We start from the raw sequence: 18,836 nt of genomic DNA, 5'->3' as shown, positions 1-18,836 counted from the left end.
GCGCCGGGGTGGCGCGCGCCACCGAGATTGGGGCGGACTTCGGACCGCGCAAGTATCGTCCACGGCCTTGCACCGGAAAATCTTGATGAACGGGAGATGAGCGGAAGCTTATACACGTCAGGCGCGGGCCGGCGAGGCGCGGGGCTTGACCCTGGGACGCGGCGATCGTCCCCTGCCTCCATGAGCAGCGTCCTGATCACCGGCGCGGCGCGAGGCATCGGCCGCGCCACCGCCCTCCTCGCCGCCGAAGCCGGATGGTCGGTGGCGATCAACTATCGCGCCGACGAGGCGGCGGCGCGGGCCACCGCGGCCGAGGTCGAGGGCCGCGGCGCCCGCGCCGTGCTGGTCCGCGGCGACGTTTCGGTCGAGGCCGACGTGGTCCGCGTGTTCGGAGACGCCGCGACGCTCCTCGGCGGGCTCGACGGCGTGGTGGTCAATGCGGGGATCGTAGCACCGTCCTGCCGACTCGCCGACATGGACGCGGGCCGGCTCCGGCGCATGTTCGACGTCAACGTGTTCGGCGCCTACCTGTGCGCCCGCGAAGCCTCACGCCTGATGCCGCGCGATCGCGGCGGGCGGGGAGGATCGATCGTGCTGATGTCGTCCGCGGCGCCGCGGCTGGGCGCGCCCTTCGAATACGTCGACTATGCGGGATCGAAAGCGGCGCTCGACGCGCTGGCGGTCGGGCTCGCCAAGGAGTTGGCGGGCGGAGGCGTCCGGGTCAACGCGGTGCGCCCCGGCCTGATCGAAACGGAGATCCATGCCAGCGGCGGGCAGCCGGACCGGGCCGCGCGGCTCGGCGCGTCCACCCCGATGGGCCGGGCGGGCCGGCCGGAGGAGGTGGCGGCCGCCGTGCTGTGGCTGCTCGGCCCCGCGTCGTCCTACACGACGGGCGCGGTGCTGGACGTGGCCGGGGGACGCTGAGCGGGCCCCGGAAGCGCGACGGCTCCCGTCGGGGCCGAACCCTCGCCGGCTCGAAACGCCGAAGGGGCTTGGCGCCCCACGGGCGGCGGCGCGCGCTCGCGCCGGCCGAAATCTCCGACCGCTGGTTTCAGGCCGCCTTCGCGGCCCGGCTGCCCGCGATGGCCTCGTCGAGCCCGTGCAGGACGGCGGGGCGGCCGTTGCGCGCGACGAGCACGCAGCCCTGGGGCACCTCCGTCCACTGCGTGCGGTCGCCGTCGAGCGGCTCCGACACCACGACGAGGTTGCCGTTCGTTTGCCGCCAGTAGAGCGTCGGCGCGCGGCCGTCGGACGCCCAGCGGAAGGCGTAAAGGTCGGTGCCGTCCGTCAGGCAGGCGGTGAAGCGCAGCGCTTCGCGCAGGCCGGCCTTGAGCATCAGCCCGTGAACGGCGTGCAGCGTCGCCGCCATGCCGCCGATCGGGTCGCTGGCGATGCCGTGGGCGAAGGCGGCGAGGAACAGCGCCTCGGAATCGGTGGTGCCCGAGCGGTGATGGTACAGGTCGTCGGGGATCATCGCCTCGACGCGGCGCTTGATGGCGCAGAACTGGCCGATCTGGCCGTTGTGCATGAACATCAGCCGACCGACCGTGAAGGGGTGGCAGTTGGCGCGCGCGATGGCGGGGCCGGTCGAGGCGCGGACGTGGGCGAAGAACAGCGACGCCTTCACCTGGTGGCACAGGTTGCGCAGGTTCTCGTCCGACCAGGCCGGGCGCACCTCGCGATACACGCCGGGGCGGTCGCGGTCGCCGTACCAGCCGATGCCGAAACCGTCGCCGTTGGTGACCACCTTGGCTTCCGCGGCGCAGAGCGACTGCGCGATCAGCGAATGGGCGGGCTCGGCGACGAGCGCGTCGAGGAAGGTGGGCTCACCCTGATAGGCGATCCATCGGCACATGGGTGACACCTCGCGGCGCGGTCGGGACTGGTTTCGCGTGTCTAGAATCGCGCTCCGAAAATTAACAGGGCCTTAAACATGACGGAAGTTTTAACGCTCACACCCTCGCCGCGAGCGCGTGGAAGAAGGTTCCCGTGACATTTTCGCGACGGGTCCCGGTCGGGGCCGGCGGGCTCCCGTAGGCGTCGCCGGCCTCGGCCAGCGCAGGGTCGCCGCCGAGGTCGAGGATGGACGCGTAATGGAACTCGTGGCCGCGCAGCCGCGTGCCGGCCGGCCCCAGCGCGGACCGGTGGAGCGTGACGGCGTCGCGGTAGCCGAGGTGGAGCTTGCGCCGGGCGTAGCTGGTTTCGAGCCCGAGCAGCCCCGCCATGGCGTGGCGGGTGCCCGCGGCGTCGACGAGCCCCTGGCCCAGCACCATGTAGCCGCCGCATTCGCCGTGGACCGGGCGGGTGCGGGCGAAGGCGCGAAGGCCGCCGAGGAAGCGCGCCGCCGCGGCGATGCGGCCGGCGTGGAGCTCGGGATAGCCGCCGGGGAGCCAGCACGCGTCGCAATCCGCCGGCGGGGGCTCGTCGGCGAGGGGCGAGAAGAAGGCGAGGTCCGCACCGGCGCGCCGCCAGCCGTCGACCACGTGGGGGTACAGGAACGAGAAGGCGTCGTCCCGCGCCACCGCGACGCGCCGGCCGGGCGGGGCGAGGGGCGGGGCGAGGGGCGCCGACGCTCCCCCCGACCCTTCCGCCTCCGCCGGGCCGCCGGTGCCCGCGAAACGCGGAGCGGGCGCGTCCCGGAGCCGGAGCAGCGCCACCAGCGCGTCGAGGTCGACGTGCTCCGCCACCACGTCGGCCGCGGCTTCGACCCGCGCGTCGAGGTCGCCGGTTTCCCCCGCCTGGACCAGCCCGAGGTGCCGCTCCGGCAGCGCCAGCCGGTCGGTGCGCGGCACCGCGCCCAGCACCGGCATGCCGACGCGCGCCATGGCGTCCGACACCAGCCGCCGGTGGCGCTCGCTGGCGACGCGGTTGAGGATCACCCCCGCGACGCGGATGCGGGGGTCGTAGGCGGCGCAGCCGGCGAGGATCGCGGCGGCTGACTGCGACTGCCCCGAACAATCGTGCACCATGACGACGGGCCAGCCCGTCAGCGCCGCGACGTCGGCCGAGGACCCGCCCTGCCCGTCCCCGGCCGGCACGCCGTCGAAGAGGCCCATCGAGCCTTCGCAGACCACGAGGTCGGCATCCTCCGCGCGCGCCAGGCGGCGGAGCAGGTCGGCCGGCATGGACCAGCTGTCGAGGTTGTAGCTCGGCCGGCCCGTGACGGCGGCGTGGAAGGCGGGATCGATGTAGTCGGGGCCGTTCTTGCGCCCGGCCACCCGGAAGCCGCGCCGGGCGAGCGCCCGCATCAGCCCGAGCGTCAGCACCGTCTTGCCCGACCCCGACCGGGTCGCGGCGATCATCACGCCCGGCGCGGCGCCGTCCGGCGGCCCGCCGTTCGGCGGCCTCATGGGGCTACCCCGATCATGCCCTCGGCCAGGTGCCGCCGCAGCGCCACGATCGACCCCACCGCCACGATGGCGGGCGACTTGAACCCGTCGCGGTCGGCGTCGGCGCGGGCCGTCGCCAGCGTGGTTTCGAGCACGCGCTGGCGCGGCGTCGTGGCGTCGGACACGATGCCGACGGGTGTGTCGGGCGAAAGCCCCCCGGCGATCAGCCCGGCGGCGATGTCGGCCAGGTGCGTCATGCCCATGTACAGGATCACCGGCAGGCCGGTGCGGGCGATCGCGGCCCAGTCGCGCGGCGCGTCCGCCTTGGCGAGGTGGCCCGTCATGAGGATCACGCCGGTGTTGGTGTCGCGCGTGGTGGCGGGGATGCCCGCATAGGCGAGGCCGCCGATGCCCGCCGTCACGCCGGGGATGATGCGGAACGGCACGCCGGCCCGGGTGAGGTCGAGCGCTTCCTCGCCGCCGCGGCCGAACACGAAGGGGTCGCCGCCCTTCAACCGCAGCACGCGCTTGCCGTCGCGCGCCAGCTCGATCAGGCGGTCGGTGATGTCGCCCTGCTTCGGCGACAGCTTGCCGCCGCGCTTGCCCGCGAATTCGCGCGCGGCGTCGTTTCCCGCGAAGGCCATGACGCCGTCCGACACCAGCGCGTCGAAGACGATGACGTCGGCGGTGCGCAGCGCGTGCAGCGCGTGCAGCGTGAGGAGGCCGGGGTCGCCCGGGCCGGCGCCGCACAGCCACACGGTGCCGGGCGCGAAGGGCGGCAAGGCGCCCGCGGCGGCGAGGGCGGCGAGCGGGTCGGTCAGGGCCGGCAATCTGAAGTCCTTTGAGTCGGCGGGACGGCACCATACATGATGGCGGCATGACAGACGCCACCCTCCGCCGCGGCTGGACCACGGGCGCCTGCGCGACCGCGGCCGCGCGGGCCGCCTTCGCGGCCCTCAACGGCGCCGGATTCCCCGACCCGGTCGAAATCGCCCTGCCGGGCGGCGCGCGCCCGAGCTTCGCGCTGGCGACGAGCGAGCGCGGTCCCGGCTTCGCCCGGGCCGGCGTGGTGAAGGACGCGGGCGACGACCCCGACGTGACCCACGGCGCCCTCGTGCTCGCGACGGTGCGGCCGGCGCCGGCCGGCAGCGGCATCCTGTTCCGGGCCGGCGAGGGCGTCGGCACGGTGACGCGCCCCGGCCTGGCCCTCCCGCCCGGCGAGCCGGCCATCAACCCCGTGCCGCGCGGCATGATCCGGGCCGCGATCGCCGACGAAGCGCTGCGGCTGGGCGTTTCGCCCGACGCGGAGGTCGAGATCGCGATCCCCGGCGGCGCGCTCATCGCCGAGCGGACGCTGAACGGGCGCCTGGGCATCGTCGGCGGGCTGTCGATCCTCGGCACGACGGGGATCGTGGTGCCCTACAGCTGCGCGGCCTGGATCGACACGATCCACCGCGGGGTGGACGTCGCCCGGGCGCTGAAGCTCGGCCACGTGGCCGGCGCCACCGGCAACACCTCCGAGGTGGCCGTGCGCGCCCTCTACGGGCTGGACGAGCCGGCGCTGATCGACATGGGCGACTTCGTCGGCGGCATGCTGAAATACCTGCGCCGGCACCCGGTGGACCGCATCACGGTCGCGGGCGGCGTCGCCAAGATGACCAAGCTCGCCCAGGGCCTGCTCGACCTCCATTCGAAGCGCGGCGAGATCGACCGCGGCTGGCTGGCGGAGCGGGCGCGCGGCGCCGGCGCCGGGGACGCGCTCGCCGCCGCCGTCCTGACCTGCAACACCGCCGCGGAAGCCTTCGACCTCGCGGAAGGGGACGGGGTCGACCTCGGCTCCGCCGTCGCCGAAGCCGCGCGGCGCACGGCGGCGGCCTGCCTCGGGCGGGCGGCGGGCCTCGACGTGGTGCTGTTCGACCGCACCGGGCGCCTGGTGGCCCGCGCCGGATCGGGGGATCGCGGGTAGGGCTGGCCTTCCGCCCGCCGGGCCCGGCGCCGTCAAGGCCCCGTCCCCCCGCGGAAGCGGCGATGGTAATCCGCGTCGTAGAGGGCGCTGTCGCGGAAAGCCGTGGCGTCGAGCGCCCGGCCGACCAGGATCAGCGCGGTGCGCTCCGCCGGCTCGGCCGCCATCAGCCCGGCGATGGTGCCGAGCGTGCCGCGCACGATCCGCTCCTCCGGCCAGGACGCCCGCACCACGATCGCCACCGGCATGTCGGCGCCGTGGATCGGCGACAGGTCCGCCACGACGCGATCGAGCGCGTGGATGGACAGGTGGATCGCCAGCGTGGCGCCGGTGGCGGCGAAGCTCGCCAGGCGCTCGCCCTCGGGCATGGCGGAAGCGCGGCCCGACGTGCGCGTCAGCACCACCGACTGCGCCACCTCGGGCAGCGTCAGTTCCGCCCCGAGCGCCGCCGCCGCGGCGGCGAAGGAGGGCACGCCGGGGGTGACCGTGAAAGGGATCCCGAGCGCGCGGAGCCGCCGCAGCTGCTCGCCCATGGCGCTCCACACCGACAGGTCGCCGGAATGGAGCCGGGCCACGTCCTGCCCCGCCGCGTGGGCGGCGGCGAACTCGGCCGCGAGCCGATCGAGGTCGAGCGGCGCGGTGTCGACGATGCGGGCGCCGGGCGGGCAATGATCGAGCAGCGCGCGCGGCACGAGCGAGCCGGCGAACAGGCACACGGGGCAGCGGGCCAGCAGGTCGCGGCCGCGCAGCGTGATGAGGTCGGGCGCGCCGGGGCCGGCGCCGATGAAGTGGACCGTCATGTCGCCTCCGGCGCGGGCAGTTCCGAGAGCGCGATCGCGCAGGTGGCGTCGGCGACCGCGATGCGGGCCACGACGAGGCGCGCGCCGGGCCCCGCCGCCGCCAGGGCCGCGGCTTCGGCCACGGACGGGATGCCCAGGCAGGCGCGGGCGGCCCCGGACGCGACCGTGATGCGGTCTTCCGTGCCGGCGAGGGCGGACTTCGGCAGGATCGCCACGGGCAGGCCGAGCCGCCCCGCGGCGGCGCGCAGGGCGGGGCGATCCTTTTCGGCGATCGTGGCGAGGGTGACGGGCAGTCCCGCCACGTCGCCGGAGAGGCGGGCCAGGGCGTCGCCGACCAGGGCCGCGAGGGTTTCCGCCGTCGCGGCCTTGCGGAAGCCGAGCCCGACGGCGAGGCGCGCGCCCCTGCGCCCGTCCGGGGACAGCGCGTCCGCGCTCACGGCTTCACCCAGGTCCACTGCGTCACCGGCATGGCGGCGCGCCAGCCGTGGAAGCCGCCGACCGCGTCGGCCTGGGCGACGCCGAGCGTCGTCAGCGCCCCGCCGTCCCGCCGAAAGCGCTCGATCAGCAGGACTTGGGTTTCGATCGTGACGGCGTTGACGACGAGCCGCCCGCCCGGCCGCAGCGCCGCCGCGCAGGCGTCGAGCAGCCCCGGCGCGGTCGCGCCCCCGCCGACGAACACCGCGTCCGGCGCCGGCAGGGCGTCCAAGGCGCCCGGCGCTTCGCCGTCGACCACCGCGAGGCCGGGCACGCCCAGCGCCGCGGCGTTGCTCCGGATCCGCGCCCCCCGGCCCGCGTGCCGCTCGACCGCGTGGGCGCGGTTGGCCGGGTGGGCCAGCATCCACTCGATCGCGACCGCGCCCGACCCGGCACCCACGTCCCACAGCACCTCGCCGCGCCGGGGCGCCAGCCGCGCCAGCGTGACGGCGCGCACGTCCGCCTTGGTGATCTGCCCGTCGTTCTCGAACAGCGCATCCGGGCGGCCCGGCGCCGACGACAGGGCGGCCCCGGGCCCCGCGACCGCGATCCCGAGCGTGTTCAGCGCGTCGACGCCGTCGAGCGCGAACCCATCCGCCGCGGCGGAGCGGACGCGCTCGCGCGGGCCCCCCATGGCTTCGAGCACGGTGATGGCCGACGCGCCGAAGCCGCGGCGGAACAGGAGGTCGGCCACCCGGCCCGGCGTCGACGCGTCCGCCGACAGCGCCAGCACGCGGGCGCCCGCCCGAAGCGCCGGCACCAGCGTTTCCACCGGCCGCCCGCACAGCGACACCATCTCGCAGTCCTGGGCCGCCCAGCCGAGCCGGGCCGTCGCCAGCGAGAAGGCGGATGGCTGCGGGAAGCAGCGGGTTTCGGCCGCCGGCACGAGGCGCGCCAGGGCGGCGCCGACGCCGTAGCAATAGGGGTCGCCGCTCGCCAGCACGGCCACCGGCGCGCCGCGGCGGGCCAGGATCGCCGGATAGGTGGCGTCCATCGGCGACGCCCAGGCCAGGGTTTCGGCCGCGAACGGGCCGGCGAGCGCGAGGTGGCGCTGCCCGCCGACGACCAGCGCGGCTTGCGCGAGCGCGTCCAGCGCGCCACCACTCAGGCCCGCGCGCCCGTCCTCGCCGATGCCGACCAGCGTCAGCCAGGGTTCCGCCCTCATGGAAGCCACCCCCGGCGATGAACCTTCTGATCCTCGGCGGCACCACCGAAGCCTCGGCGCTGGCCCGCGCCCTGGCGGGTCGGGGCGACATCGCCCCCGTGCTGTCGCTCGCCGGGCGCACGGGATCGCCCGCCCTGCCCCCGATCCCGCACCGGATCGGCGGCTTCGGCGGCATGGAGGGCCTGCGCGACCACCTGCGGGGGGAACGGGTGGCCGCGGTGGTCGACGCCACCCACCCGTTCGCGGCCCGCATCTCGTCCCACGCGGTCGCGGCCTGCGCGGCCGCGGGCGTGCCGCTCCTCGCCTTCACGCGCCCGCCCTGGGCGCCCGAACCCGGAGACCGGTGGACGGCCGTGCCCGACCTCGACGCCGCCGCGGCGGCGCTGGGGCCCGACCGCATCGCGGCGCTGCTGACGGTCGGCCGGCTCGGCCTCGCGGCCTTCCGCGGGGCGCCGCGGCACCGCTACGTCATCCGCACCATCGACCCGCCCGACCCCGCCGACCTGCCGCCCGACAGCGCGGTGCTGTTCGATCGCGGCCCCTTCCGCTTCGACGACGAGGTCGCGCTGATGCGGCGCGAAGGGATCGACGCCGTGGTGACCAAGAACAGCGGCGGCGATGCCGCGGCGGCGAAGCTCGGCGCCGCGCGGAGCCTCGGCCTGCGCGTCGTCATGGTGGACCGGCCGCGGTCGGCCGGCCGGCGGCGCGAGGCGGACACCTTGGCCGAGGTGCTCGGCTGGATCGAGGGTCACCGCGGCGCGCCGTAGCTGCGCGGCGACAGCATCCAGCGCCGCCCGGCCCCGCCCTCGACCCACCGCGTCTCGCTCGAGCCGACGATGACCAGCGTCGCCATGTCGACCAGCGCCGGGTCGGCGTCGCCGAGCGTCGTCAGGTGCAGGCGCTCGTCCGGCCGGCCGACTGCGCGGGCGAAGGCCACCGGGGTCGCGCCGCGCTTCAAGCTGCGCAGGTGCGCGAAGGCGTCGCCGAGCCGCGTCGGCCGGGCCTTGGAGGCGGGGTTGTAGAGCGCCAGGACGAAATCGCCCTCGGCCGCGGTGCCCAGCCGGCGCAGCACGACGTCCCAGGGCTTGAGGTTGTCCGACAGCGAGATCGCGCAGAAGTCGTGGCCCAGCGGGGCGCCGAGCCGGGCCGCGGCCGCCATCATGGCGCTGAGCCCCGGCACGATCCGCAGCGGCACGGCGCGGAAGGCGGGCTCCGCGTCGAGCGCCTCGATCACCGCCGCCGCCATGGCGAAGACGCCGGGGTCGCCGCCCGACACGACGGCGACGTGCCGCCCGTCCAGCGCGAGCGCGAAGGCGTGGCGGGCGCGGTCGATCTCGACGCGGTTGTCGGAGGCGTGGCGGGCGAGCCCCGCCCGCTCGGGCACGCGGGCCACGTAGGGGATGTAGCCGACAAGGTCGGTGGCCAGGGCCAGGGCGGCCTCGGCCTCGGGCAGCAGCCAGCCGGCCGGGCCGGGGCCGAGGCCCACGACCGCGAGGGAACCCGCCGCCGCGGCTGCGGCCGTCACGGCCGCCGCCCCCGCCCCGGCACCAGCACGACGGAGAAATACGGCGCCTCGTCGTCGCGCTTTTCGGTCAGCGGCATCACCACCTCGGCCGCCATGGTGCCCCGCTCGACGTAGACGGCGCGCTCCAGCAGCCCGGCTTCGGCCAGCGCGGCCCGCACCTTGGGCAGGTTGCGGCCGAGCTTCATCACCACGGCGGCGTCGGCGGACGCGAGGCGCGCCCTCAGCGGCCCGGCCGCGAGCGTGCCCGGCACGACCGTCAGCACGTCGTCCCCCCAGGTCATGGGCTCGCCGGCCGCCGTCCAGCAGCCCGACATGCCGGTGATCCCGGGCACGATCGCGCAGCTGAAGCGTTCCCGGAGCCGCACGTAGAGATGCATGAACGAGCCGTAGAACAGCGGGTCGCCTTCGCACAGCAGCGCCACGTCGCGCCCCGCCGCGAGGTGCCGGGCCAGGGCCTCCGCGGCGTCGGCGTAGAAGCCCGACAGCGCCGCCACGTAGTCGGGATGGTCGAAGGGGATCTCCACCGTCACGGGATAATGCAGCGGCAGCTCCTCGACGCCGGCCGGCAGCCAGCGGTCGGCGATGGCGCGGGCGACCCCGCGCCGGCCGCGCTTGGCGAAGTAGCTCACCACGGGCGCGGCTTCCAGGGCCCGCACCGCCTTGACGGTCAGCAGGTCCGGGTCGCCCGGCCCCAGGCCGACGCCGGTCAGGCGCCCGGCGGCGCTCATTCCTCGTCGCTCGCCAGGGCGTTGACGGCGGCGGCCGTCATGGCGCTGCCGCCCTTGCGGCCGCGCACCACCAGCGCCGGCACGCGGCCGAAGTCGAGCAGCGCTTCCTTGGATTCCATCGCGCCGACGAAGCCCACCGGCATGCCGATCACCGCGGCCGGCATCGGGGCGCCGCGGGCGATCATCTCCAGGAGGTGGAACAGCGCCGTGGGGGCGTTGCCGATCGCCACCACGGAGCCCGCGAGCCGGTCGCGCCACAGCTCGACGGCGGCCGCCGTGCGGGTGGTGCCGAGGTCGGCCGCGAGGCCGGGCACGGCGGGGTCGTTCAGCGTGCACACCACCTCGTTGCCCGCCGGCAGGCGGCGGCGGGTCACGCCGTCGGCCACCATGCGGACGTCGCAGAGCACGGGGGCGCCGGCCCGCAGCGCCGCCTTCGCGGCCGCGACGGCGCCGGGGGTGAAGCGGATGTCGGCGGCGGCCTCCACCATGCCGCAGGCGTGGACGATGCGGACCGCCACGGGCTCCTCGGCGGGATCGAAGGCGCGCAGCTCCGCTTCGGCGCGGATCATGGCGAAGGATTTGGCGTAGATGGCGGCGCCGTCGCGGATGTAGTCGTAGGTCACGGGCGACGGTCCAGGTGGAGGAGGGTTTCGAGCAGGCGACGCGCTTCGGCGGCGTCGAGCCCGGCGGCGACGGGCGCGTCGGAGGCTGTTCCGGCGGCCACGAGGGCGTAGCGCCCCCCGGACGCCACCAGGGTCAGCGGCGCCGCCGCCGGATGGGCGCAGCCCTTGGCGCAGCCGGACACGTGCAGGGCGATGCCGCCCCCACCGGGGCCGAGCAGCCCGGCGAGCCCGGCCGCGTCGTCGAGCACAGGCGTGGTGCCGCGGCCGCAGCCCGGCGCGCCCGCGCAGGCGGCGACGCGCAGGCGCGGGTCGGACGGATCGACGATCCAGCCGGCCGCGGCACATTCGGCCGCGAGGCCGTCGAGGGCGGCGGGATCGACGCCGGGCACCAGGACGGCCCGCCAGGGCGTCAGCCGCAGCTCGACCGCCCCGGCGCGCGCGGCGGCGCGCGCGAGGGCGTCGAGCCGCAGGGCGTCGAGCCGGCCGAAGGGCGCCGCAACGCCCAAGGTGTCGGCGACGGCGAGGCGGCCGACACGCCGGGGCCGCGTTGCCGCCGCGTTTTCCCCGTCGCCCGGGGAGCGCGGCGAAAGGGATGCGGCCGGGTCGGGGCCGTCGACACCCGCGCCGCCGAGGACGGCGCCCGCGCCGGCCGAGGCGACGAGGTCGCGCATCCGGTGCAGCGCTCCGTCCGACGCCGACGCCTCGACGAAGGCGCGGGCGAGCCGCAGCGCCACCTCCGCCACGGCGCCCGCCGCGCAGGACGCTTCGGCGCCGCCCTGCCCGTCGAGCCGCACCGCGAAGCGCCCGCCCGGCAGCGCTTCGAAGCGCACGTCGGCCGACACGCCGTCGAGCGCCGTCGCGCCCCCGTCCGACACCGCGAAGCCGAACTTCGACGGCAGCGCGTCGAGCCCCGCCGCGCCGGCGAGCGCCGCTTCCAGCGCCGCCACGGCCGGCCGCACGTCGAAGGCCGACGACGGGTCGAGCCCCATCAGCGGGCTGGCGACGACGTTGCGGCGCGCTTCGGCGCCGACATCCGCGTCGAGCAGGCCCAGGGCGTCGAGCTCGACGGTGAGCGGCGGCAGGCTCGCCTCCGTCACGCCGCGGATCTGCAGGTTGGCGCGCGCCGTGAGGTCGATGAGCCCGTTGCCGTGGCGCAGCGCCGCGGCGGCGATGCCGGAAGCGCGGTCGACCCGCAGCGCCATGCCGCGCGGCTTCACCCGCACGATCAGGCCGTCGCGGCTCATCATCGGGCGCAGCGCCCCTGGGCACCAGCCGACGCGCAGGGCCGCCGGCGCTCCCGCGGCGCTCGAAGACGCGTGGCCCCTCACCCCGCCGCCCTCATCTCGGCCAGGATCGCCCCGGTTGAGTTGCGGCGCGCGTGCCAGTAGCCGCGCTCATGCGCTTGCCCGAACCGGTCCGCGGCCGCGCGGGCGGCGGCGGGGTTGCACCCTTCCATGAAGCTCCGCACCGCCTCGTCGCCGAGCGTGGCCTCGAACAGCAGGTCGAAGTGGCGGCTCGGCGCCGCGTCCGACGTGGCGGCGAAGCAGAACAGGGCGTCCACGGTTTCGGCGATCTCGGCCGCGCCGCGGAAGCCGTGGCGCATCTGCCCGGCGACCCAGCGCGGGTTGGCGGCCCTCGCCCGCACGACCCGCGCCACCTCCTCGGACAGCGTCCGCACCGCGAGAACGCCGGGCCGGGTCGCGTCGGCGTGATACAGCGCCGGTGTCGCGCCCAGCGCCGAAGCGGCGGCGGCGAAGCCGCCCTCGTGCTCGGCGAAGGTGTCGGAGGACAGCACGTCGACCTCCGGCAGGTCGGCGACGTGGAGGTAGCTGTCGGCGTCGGCCACCCGGTCCCGGAAGCCCGGCGAGGCCCGGCCGGACGCGTCGGCGCCCGCGTAAGCGTGCGAGGTGCCGGCGAGGTAGCGCTCGCCGAGTTCGGCCCGGGTGTCGAAGGCGCCGGCCGCGACGGTTCGGGCGACGCCGAGCCCGTACCGGTCCGGCGCGCCGCCGTACACGCGGTCGAGCGCGCCGGCGCCGGCGCGGCGCGCGGCCGCGAGCGGGTTCCAGCCGTCGTCCTCGTCGAGCGCCGCGACGGCGTGGACGGCGGCGTCGAACAGGGCGATCTGGTCGGGAAAGGTGTCGCGGAACAGGCCGGAGATGCGCAGCGTGACGTCGACGCGCGGCCGCTCCAGGCGGGCGGCGGGCAGGATCTCGAACCCGTCGACGCGGGTCGAGCCGGCGTGCCATCGCGGCCGCACGCCCATCAGGGCGAGGGCCTGGGCGAGGTCGTCGCCGCCGGTCCGCATGGTGGCGCTGCCCCACAGGTCCATGACGAGGCGGCGCGGCCAGTCGCCGTGGTCCTGGGCGTAGCGGGTGGCGAACTCGGCCGCCGCGCGGATGCCGATCTCGTAGGCGGTGCGGGTCGGCACGGCGCGGGGATCGACGGAATACAGGTTGCGCCCCGTCGGCAGCACGTCGGCCCGCCCCGAAGCCGGCGAGCCCGAAGGGCCGGGGGCGACGAAGCGCCCGTCGAGCGCCGCCAGCAGGCCGGCGGTTTCGGAGGCCGAGCAGGCGTCGAAGGGTGCGCCGCGGCCGGTCGCGGCGGCGCCGAAGACGTGCAGGCCATCGCCGATGCGGGCCTCCTTCAAGTCGCATAGCCAGGCATCGAGGCGCACCAGGGCTTCCTCGGGCGCGGCATCCGCCCCCACGCCGCAGTCGAGGAGCAGGTCGCCGTCCCGCGCGCGGTCGAGGATGGCGGCGCCGAGCAGGCGCGCGCGGCGGGCGTCGAGCCCCTGCGCTTCCGCGTATTCGTCGAACAGCGCTTCGAGCTCGGCCGTGGCGCCGTGCGTGCCGGCGGCGGCGAGCGGCGGCGTGAGGTGCCCCACCGTCACGGCGGCGACCCGGCGCTTCGCCTGCGCGGCTTCGCCGGGATCGCTGGCGATGAACGGATACACCAGCGGCACGGGGCCGAGCACCGCTTCGGGCGCGCAGGCGGAAGACAACGCCACCGCCTTGCCGGGCAGCCATTCGAGCGTGCCGTGGGTGCCGAGATGCACGATCGCGTGGACCCGCTCCGCGTCGCGGAGCCAGACGTAGAAGGCGAGGTAGCCGTGGCGCGGCGGCAGCGCGGCATCGTGGTAGTCGGCGCGGCGGTCGGCGGCGTGGCCGCGGTCCGGCTGCACGGCGCAGACCATCGCGCCGGCGCGGTGGTGGCGGAACGCGAAGGCGCCGTTTCGGCTGTCCGGGTCGGCGGCCGGATCGCCCCAGCGCGCCGACACGGCGTCGCGGAAGGCCGCCGGCAGCCGCGCGAAAGCCGCGCGGTAGGCGTCGAGCGACAGAACGGGCGCGGGGTCGCCGGCGGTGAGCCGCGCCATCAGGGCCGCGGGATCGGCGATCGGGTCGATCGCATATCCGGCCCCGGCCAGCGAGGCCGCGATGCCGGCGAGGCTGGCGGGCGCGTCGAGCCCGACCGCGTAGCCGCCGCGCCCAGCCTTGCCGGGATAGTCGGACATGACGAGCGCGAGGCGGCGCCCGGCGCGGGGCGTGCCGCGCAGCCGCGCCCAGGCCAGCGCGAGGTCGGCCGCGTGGGCGACGCGCTCGGGGTCGGGCCGATGCAGGATGGGCGAGAACTCGCGCTCGGGGTCGGGCGCGCCGGCCTCCTTGAACGAGATCGCCCCCGCGAGCACCCGGCCGTCGACCTCGGGGAGGACGACGTTCATGGCAAGGTCGGCGGCGCGCAGCCCGCGGTCGCTGGCGGACCAGGCGTCGCGGTCGCTGCCGGACTGGACCACCTGGAGCACGGGCGCGTCGGCGCCGTCGAGCACCGTGCCGCCGCCCCCGCGGCGCGCCGAGAACGCGGTGGCGTTCAGAACCACGTCGGGCGGGTCCGCGGCGAGGAGCGCGGCGAGCGCGTCGGCGGCCCCGTCGTCCTTGAGGCTCGACGCCGCGAAGGCCGTGACGCGGGCGCCGCGGGCGTGGAGCGCGTCGGCCAGCGCCGCCACGGGGGCGGTGTCGCCGGCCAGCAGCGCGGAGCGGTAGAAGGCGATCAGGGCGTGGGGGCCGTTTCCGGCGACGGCTGCCGCCGCCCCTGCCCCGCCGGGGGAAGATGCCGCGCCGGATGCGCGACGGGCGGCGCGCGCGGGGCCGGCCGGCCGGCACAGCGACGGGACGACGGTTCCCGCCGGCAGCGCTTCGGGCTCGCGCCAGGCGGCGTCCCGCCCGATGCGCGACGCCGCGAACAGCATCGCCTGGCGCAGGTTCTCCGGCCCGCCTTCGCGGAAATACAGCCACAGCCGGCGCAGGTCCGCCTCGGGCAGGGTCGACAGCGCGTCGAGCCTGGGATCGAGCTGCTCGCAGCCCGGCACGGCGGCGAGGTGGAAGCCGTGCCGGCGCGCCGCGGCGCCGAGCTCCTCCAGCCCATAGCGCCAATAGTCGAGCCCGCCGAGGATGCGAACGATCACGAGCCGCGCCCGCGCGGCGACCTTCTCGACGTAGAGGTCCACCGAGAACGGGTGGCCGAGCCCCTTCAACGCCGCGAGCCGCAGGCTCGGCAGGCCGGAGCCGCCCTCCACCGCCGCCGCCAGGGCGGCGAGGTCGCCGTCCGAGAAGGACAGCACGACGACGTCCGCCGGCGTTTGGGCGAGGTCGACCGCCGCCGGGGCGGGGTCGAGCGTTCCGGAGCTGAGGGGCAGCAGGTGCATGGTCGGCCCTTATCCGGCCGTCATGCCCCGATGTCGACCGCGATCCCGGCGCGGTCGATCCCCTTCTCGCCGATGACGACGAGGCGGCCGCGCCGCTCCTCGCCGGCGCCCCAGGGCCGGTCGAAGCTTTGCCGGAACCGCGAGCCGACGCCCTGCACGAGCAGGCGCATCGGCCTGCCCTCGACGGCCAGGAAGCCCTTGGTGCGCAGCACGCCGTGGCGCTGCGCGATGCCGGCGAGTTTGTGGACGAAGACGTCCGGGTCGGCCAGCGGCGGCACGTCCAGCACGAAGCTGTCGAAGTCGTCGTGGTCGTGGCCCTCCTCGCCGTCGTGGTGGGACGGGCGGTTGGCGAGGTCGTCCTCGGCGGCCGCGGCGAGGCCGAGCAGCACCTCGGCGGCGATGCGCCCTTCCCGGGTCGGCACCACCTTGACGGCGCGGGGGATCGCGGCGCGGATCTCGGCCGACACGGCGTCGAGCCGCTCCGCCGATAGGAGGTCGGCCTTGTTCAGCACGATCAGGTCGGCGCAGAGCAGCTGGTCCTCGTAGACCTCCTCCAGCGGGTTGTCGTGGTCGACCGAGCCGTCGGCGGCGCGCTGGGCGGCGAGCCTGGCGGGGTCGTCGGCGAAGCGGCCCTCGGCCACGGCGGCGCCGTCCACCACCGCCACCACGCCGTCGACCGTGACGCGGGACCGGATCGCCGGCCAGTCGAAGGCCTTGACGAGCGGCTTCGGCAGCGCGAGCCCCGACGTTTCGACCACGATGTGGTCGGGGCGCGGCTCGCGCGCCAGCAGCGCCTCGATGGCGGGCACGAAATCGTCCGCCACCGTGCAGCACAGGCAGCCGTTGGCGAGCTCGACGATGTTCTCCTCGGGGCAGGACTCGATCCCGCAGGAGCGCAGGATGTCGCCGTCGACGCCGACGTCGCCGAACTCGTTGATGATCAGCGCCAGGCGCCGGCCGTGGCTGCCTTCCAGCAGGTGGCGGATCATCGTGGTCTTGCCGGCTCCGAGGAAGCCGGTCACGACCGTCACGGGGACCTTGGCGAGCGCGCTCATGGTGTCTGTCCTGGCAGGGCGAGGGGCGGGACGCGGGCGACCGCGCCCTTCTTGATGGGGTCGGCGCGCAGCTTCCACGGGATCAGCCCGTCGGCCGTCGCGCCGTAAAGGCGGGCGGCATCGGCCAGCACCGGGGCGGCGGCCTCGGCGGCGAGGTCGCCGTACACGTAGGTCCATTTGCCGGGCGCGGTCAGGCTCACCGCGCAGGGGCGGCGGCAGGCGCTGAGGCATTCCACCGGCACCAGCCGCACGGCGGGATCGGCGCCGAGCGCGCCGACGAGCGCGTCGTGCAGACGGCGGCCGGCGCGGATCTCGGACGCGTCGCCCTCGACCCGGCAGGTGACGCAGACGAAGAGGGTCGTGGCGGCCTCGACCGCGTCGGGGCGAACCGGATCCGGTTCCTGGAAGATGGCCATGCGGTCCCGCGCCTGTTCACCGAAGGGTCGGGATGCGGGCGCCCCGCAGGGCGAGCCCCGCGGGATGGACGGCCGCGGACGGGCCGTTCAGGCTCCAGGACACCCCGCCCGGCGCGCACCGACATCGCTGCGCCGTCTCGGTGGACGGCGGCGCCAGCACGGCAGGTTTCCTGACTCGCGGATGATAGCGCCGAAACCGTCGCCTTCCCGGGATGCGGAGCGCATCCCAGTGGCCTCGTGACGATCAGGCTCTCCGCTCACAGTTGCGGGGGCAGTCCCGGCCTCCGCGCCTTCGGGGCGCGTTCCGGGTTCCCGTCCGGCGCCCCGGGGGACGCCGGCCCCCTCGCGGGGGACCAGTGCTGCCGCGATGCATAGGGCTGCGGCGGGACGGGGTCAAATCTCGGGGCGCGCCGCCGCCGGGCGGGCGACCCTGGCGGGGCCGGAAAGCTCGCGCCCCGGCCGCCACCGTCAGGAGCGGACGGGCGTCAGCGGTTCGCGCCGCGGCGGTCGCGGCCGTAATAGTCCAGGCCCGCGGCGTAGCGGCACAGGATCCCCACGTCCTCGAAGAAGCCGGACAGCGCCCGGCGGAAGCCGCCGGACGCGGCCGGCGTCCGCAGGCGCCGGGACGACGTGGAACGAAGCCCCGGCTCGAAGCACTGCGAGGCCTCGCATCGGGAAAAGAACGTCATGGATGGACCTCGCCTCGACTGATGAATGCTTGACCGCCCCGAAAGCCGGTCGCCGACGGCCGATCTCGCGCGTCGTCCGCCGCAAGTGCCGCGCATCGCGCGCTGCGGCACCCCGACAGCCCTGAGTATGCACTCGGCGTGGCGCCAAATTGGGGCGGATCACCCCCCGGTTCAGGGGAGATTCACCACGCCGTGTTTCCGCTTCGCGACAGTTTCGGCCCGATGTGGACCTTCGCGCGGTTTGGTTGACGAAGTTTGAATCGGCGCCCCTCGGACCCGGCCCCGCCCGCCGAAAGCGACCGTCCCCGGGGCATGGCCCTTGCTAGGCCCCGGGCGGCGGCCGGTTGACGCCCCGGCGGAAGTCGGGCGAAATCGCAGCCACAGATTCGCGACGGGGTGAGGGTCGTGCCGGAGCGGCGCGGGCCACCCGCGATCGACGGGGGAAAGCTCGCATGAAGACGCCGGTCCTGAACAGCCTGACCTTGGGGCTCGTCGCCGCCCTCGCGCTGACGGGCGCAGCCCGCGCCCAGGAGAAGACCGTGAGGATCGGCACCGAGGCCGCCTACGCGCCCTTCGAGTACAAGGACGACAAGGGGGAGCTGAAGGGCTACGAGATCCAGCTCGGCAACGCGCTCTGCGCCGCGGCCAAGATGAAGTGCGAATGGGTCAACGCCGACTTCGACAGCCTGATCCCGGCGCTGAACGCCCACAAGATCGACGCCATTCTGTCGCAGATGTCGATCACGGACGACCGCAAGAAGGCCGTGGACTTCACCAACCAGGTCACCATCGCGCCGGCGCGCTTCGTCGCCAAGGATGGGTCCGGCATCACCGACGACCCCGCCACCCTCAAGGGCAAGACCGTGGCGGTGCAGAGCGGCACGACCCACGAGAAATACGTCACCGAGAAGCTCGCCGGCATCGCGACCCCCAAGGTGTACCAGTCGCAGGACGAGGCCTTCCTGGACGTCGAGAACGGCCGCGCCGACGCCACCCTGGCCGACGCCACCATCGAATACGACTGGCTGCAGAAGACCGGCAAGGCCAAGGGGTTCGCCTACGCGGGCAAGCCGCTGACCGACCCCGCCATCTTCGGCGACGGCACCGGCATCGCGGTGCGCAAGGGCGACACGGCGCTGGCGGACAGCTTCAACAAGGCCCTGGCGACCGTCGGTTCGGACGGCCAGTTCAAGACGATCAACGACAGCTACTTCCCCTTCGACATCATGGGCTCCGGCGCCGCCAAGAAGTGAGCCGAGGCGGCGCCGCCCGCCCCCTCGGGCGGGACCGGCGCCGCGCGGCCCCCGGACGTCCGTGCATAGATGCCCCATCGGTCGACAACGGGCAGAAATCGTCGGCGTCCCCAGCGG

Annotated in this window: 18 protein-coding genes and 1 riboswitch; of the genes, 4 read left to right on the top strand and 14 right to left on the bottom strand. The window is 75.7% G+C overall.

Annotated features, from left to right (window positions below):
* Nucleotides 1-180 precede the first annotated feature (180 nt).
* Entirely contained in the window at nucleotides 181-924 is a 744-nt protein-coding gene (locus tag D3273_RS16370; protein WP_129227967.1) for an SDR family oxidoreductase, read from the top strand.
* A gap of 127 nt (nucleotides 925-1,051) precedes the next feature.
* Here D3273_RS16370 and D3273_RS16365 read toward each other — a convergent pair whose 3' ends face one another.
* From D3273_RS16365 to cobA, 3 genes are all read right to left on the bottom strand, one after another.
* Nucleotides 1,052-1,855, bottom strand: a complete 804-nt coding sequence (locus D3273_RS16365; RefSeq protein WP_129227966.1) for a class II glutamine amidotransferase — start codon at nucleotides 1,853-1,855, stop codon at nucleotides 1,052-1,054.
* 97 nt (nucleotides 1,856-1,952) lie between these two features.
* Nucleotides 1,953-3,350: a cobyrinic acid a,c-diamide synthase CobB gene (locus D3273_RS16360; protein ID WP_129227965.1), complete on the bottom strand. Its 1,398-nt coding sequence runs from the start codon at nucleotides 3,348-3,350 to the stop codon at nucleotides 1,953-1,955.
* Entirely contained in the window at nucleotides 3,347-4,150 is an 804-nt protein-coding gene (gene cobA, locus D3273_RS16355) for a uroporphyrinogen-III C-methyltransferase (RefSeq protein WP_245501214.1), read from the bottom strand. Before cobA ends, D3273_RS16360 begins: the two co-directional genes overlap by 4 nt.
* Before the next feature lie 56 nt (nucleotides 4,151-4,206).
* Between cobA and D3273_RS16350 the strand changes: the two genes are divergently transcribed.
* A complete protein-coding gene (locus D3273_RS16350) occupies nucleotides 4,207-5,295 on the top strand; it encodes a cobalt-precorrin-5B (C(1))-methyltransferase (protein WP_129227964.1) in 1,089 nt (362 codons plus the stop codon).
* A gap of 32 nt (nucleotides 5,296-5,327) precedes the next feature.
* On the opposite strand, the gene cobM is transcribed toward D3273_RS16350, so the two are convergent.
* From cobM to cbiE, 3 genes are read right to left on the bottom strand one after another with little or no spacing between them, the layout of a single operon-like run.
* On the bottom strand, nucleotides 5,328-6,092 hold the full coding sequence (gene cobM, locus D3273_RS16345; protein ID WP_129227963.1) for a precorrin-4 C(11)-methyltransferase: 765 nt from the start codon (nucleotides 6,090-6,092) through the stop codon (nucleotides 5,328-5,330).
* Nucleotides 6,089-6,529, bottom strand: a complete 441-nt coding sequence (locus D3273_RS16340; protein WP_165359523.1) for a cobalamin biosynthesis protein — start codon at nucleotides 6,527-6,529, stop codon at nucleotides 6,089-6,091. Before D3273_RS16340 ends, cobM begins: the two co-directional genes overlap by 4 nt.
* The gene (gene cbiE / locus D3273_RS16335) at nucleotides 6,526-7,731 is read right to left on the bottom strand and encodes a precorrin-6y C5,15-methyltransferase (decarboxylating) subunit CbiE (protein ID WP_129227962.1); all 1,206 of its coding nucleotides are present in this window, start codon (nucleotides 7,729-7,731) and stop codon (nucleotides 6,526-6,528) included. The genes D3273_RS16340 and cbiE overlap by 4 nt, the downstream gene beginning before the upstream one ends.
* Nucleotides 7,732-7,748: 17 nt before the next feature.
* On the opposite strand from cbiE, the gene D3273_RS16330 reads away from it, so the two are divergent.
* Complete coding sequence (locus D3273_RS16330) at nucleotides 7,749-8,498, top strand: cobalt-precorrin-6A reductase (RefSeq protein WP_129227961.1); 750 nt, start codon at nucleotides 7,749-7,751, stop codon at nucleotides 8,496-8,498.
* On the opposite strand, the gene cobJ is transcribed toward D3273_RS16330, so the two are convergent.
* The 8 genes from cobJ to D3273_RS16290 all read right to left on the bottom strand — a co-directional run bounded on the left by cobJ (nucleotide 8,480) and on the right by D3273_RS16290 (nucleotide 17,466).
* Nucleotides 8,480-9,256, bottom strand: coding sequence for a precorrin-3B C(17)-methyltransferase (gene cobJ, locus D3273_RS16325; RefSeq protein ID WP_129227960.1), 777 nt, complete (start codon nucleotides 9,254-9,256; stop codon nucleotides 8,480-8,482). The genes D3273_RS16330 and cobJ overlap by 19 nt on opposite strands.
* Nucleotides 9,253-9,984: a precorrin-2 C(20)-methyltransferase gene (locus D3273_RS16320; protein WP_129227959.1), complete on the bottom strand. Its 732-nt coding sequence runs from the start codon at nucleotides 9,982-9,984 to the stop codon at nucleotides 9,253-9,255. The genes cobJ and D3273_RS16320 overlap by 4 nt, the downstream gene beginning before the upstream one ends.
* Nucleotides 9,981-10,607, bottom strand: a complete 627-nt coding sequence (locus D3273_RS16315) for a precorrin-8X methylmutase (RefSeq protein WP_129227958.1) — start codon at nucleotides 10,605-10,607, stop codon at nucleotides 9,981-9,983. The genes D3273_RS16320 and D3273_RS16315 overlap by 4 nt, the downstream gene beginning before the upstream one ends.
* Nucleotides 10,604-11,935, bottom strand: coding sequence for a precorrin-3B synthase (gene cobG, locus D3273_RS16310; RefSeq protein WP_129227957.1), 1,332 nt, complete (start codon nucleotides 11,933-11,935; stop codon nucleotides 10,604-10,606). The genes D3273_RS16315 and cobG overlap by 4 nt, the downstream gene beginning before the upstream one ends.
* Nucleotides 11,932-15,306: a cobaltochelatase subunit CobN gene (gene cobN / locus D3273_RS16305; RefSeq protein WP_129227956.1), complete on the bottom strand. Its 3,375-nt coding sequence runs from the start codon at nucleotides 15,304-15,306 to the stop codon at nucleotides 11,932-11,934. Before cobN ends, cobG begins: the two co-directional genes overlap by 4 nt.
* Before the next feature lie 20 nt (nucleotides 15,307-15,326).
* On the bottom strand, nucleotides 15,327-16,361 hold the full coding sequence (gene cobW, locus D3273_RS16300; protein ID WP_129227955.1) for a cobalamin biosynthesis protein CobW: 1,035 nt from the start codon (nucleotides 16,359-16,361) through the stop codon (nucleotides 15,327-15,329).
* A complete protein-coding gene (locus tag D3273_RS16295; RefSeq protein WP_129227954.1) occupies nucleotides 16,358-16,777 on the bottom strand; it encodes a DUF1636 domain-containing protein in 420 nt (139 codons plus the stop codon). Before D3273_RS16295 ends, cobW begins: the two co-directional genes overlap by 4 nt.
* Nucleotides 16,778-16,941: 164 nt before the next feature.
* A riboswitch (cobalamin riboswitch) is annotated at nucleotides 16,942-17,091 on the bottom strand.
* A gap of 171 nt (nucleotides 17,092-17,262) precedes the next feature.
* On the bottom strand, nucleotides 17,263-17,466 hold the full coding sequence (locus D3273_RS16290; protein ID WP_129227953.1) for a hypothetical protein: 204 nt from the start codon (nucleotides 17,464-17,466) through the stop codon (nucleotides 17,263-17,265).
* 452 nt (nucleotides 17,467-17,918) lie between these two features.
* Between D3273_RS16290 and D3273_RS16285 the strand changes: the two genes are divergently transcribed.
* Complete coding sequence (locus tag D3273_RS16285; RefSeq protein ID WP_129227952.1) at nucleotides 17,919-18,719, top strand: transporter substrate-binding domain-containing protein; 801 nt, start codon at nucleotides 17,919-17,921, stop codon at nucleotides 18,717-18,719.
* The last annotated feature ends 117 nt before the right edge of the window (nucleotides 18,720-18,836 follow it).

The organism is Lichenibacterium minor, from assembly GCF_004137685.1.
Classification (GTDB): domain Bacteria; phylum Pseudomonadota; class Alphaproteobacteria; order Rhizobiales; family Beijerinckiaceae; genus Lichenihabitans; species Lichenihabitans minor.
Note: the sequence above shows the minus strand (reverse complement) of the source record. Positions and strands in the feature narration are given on the sequence as shown.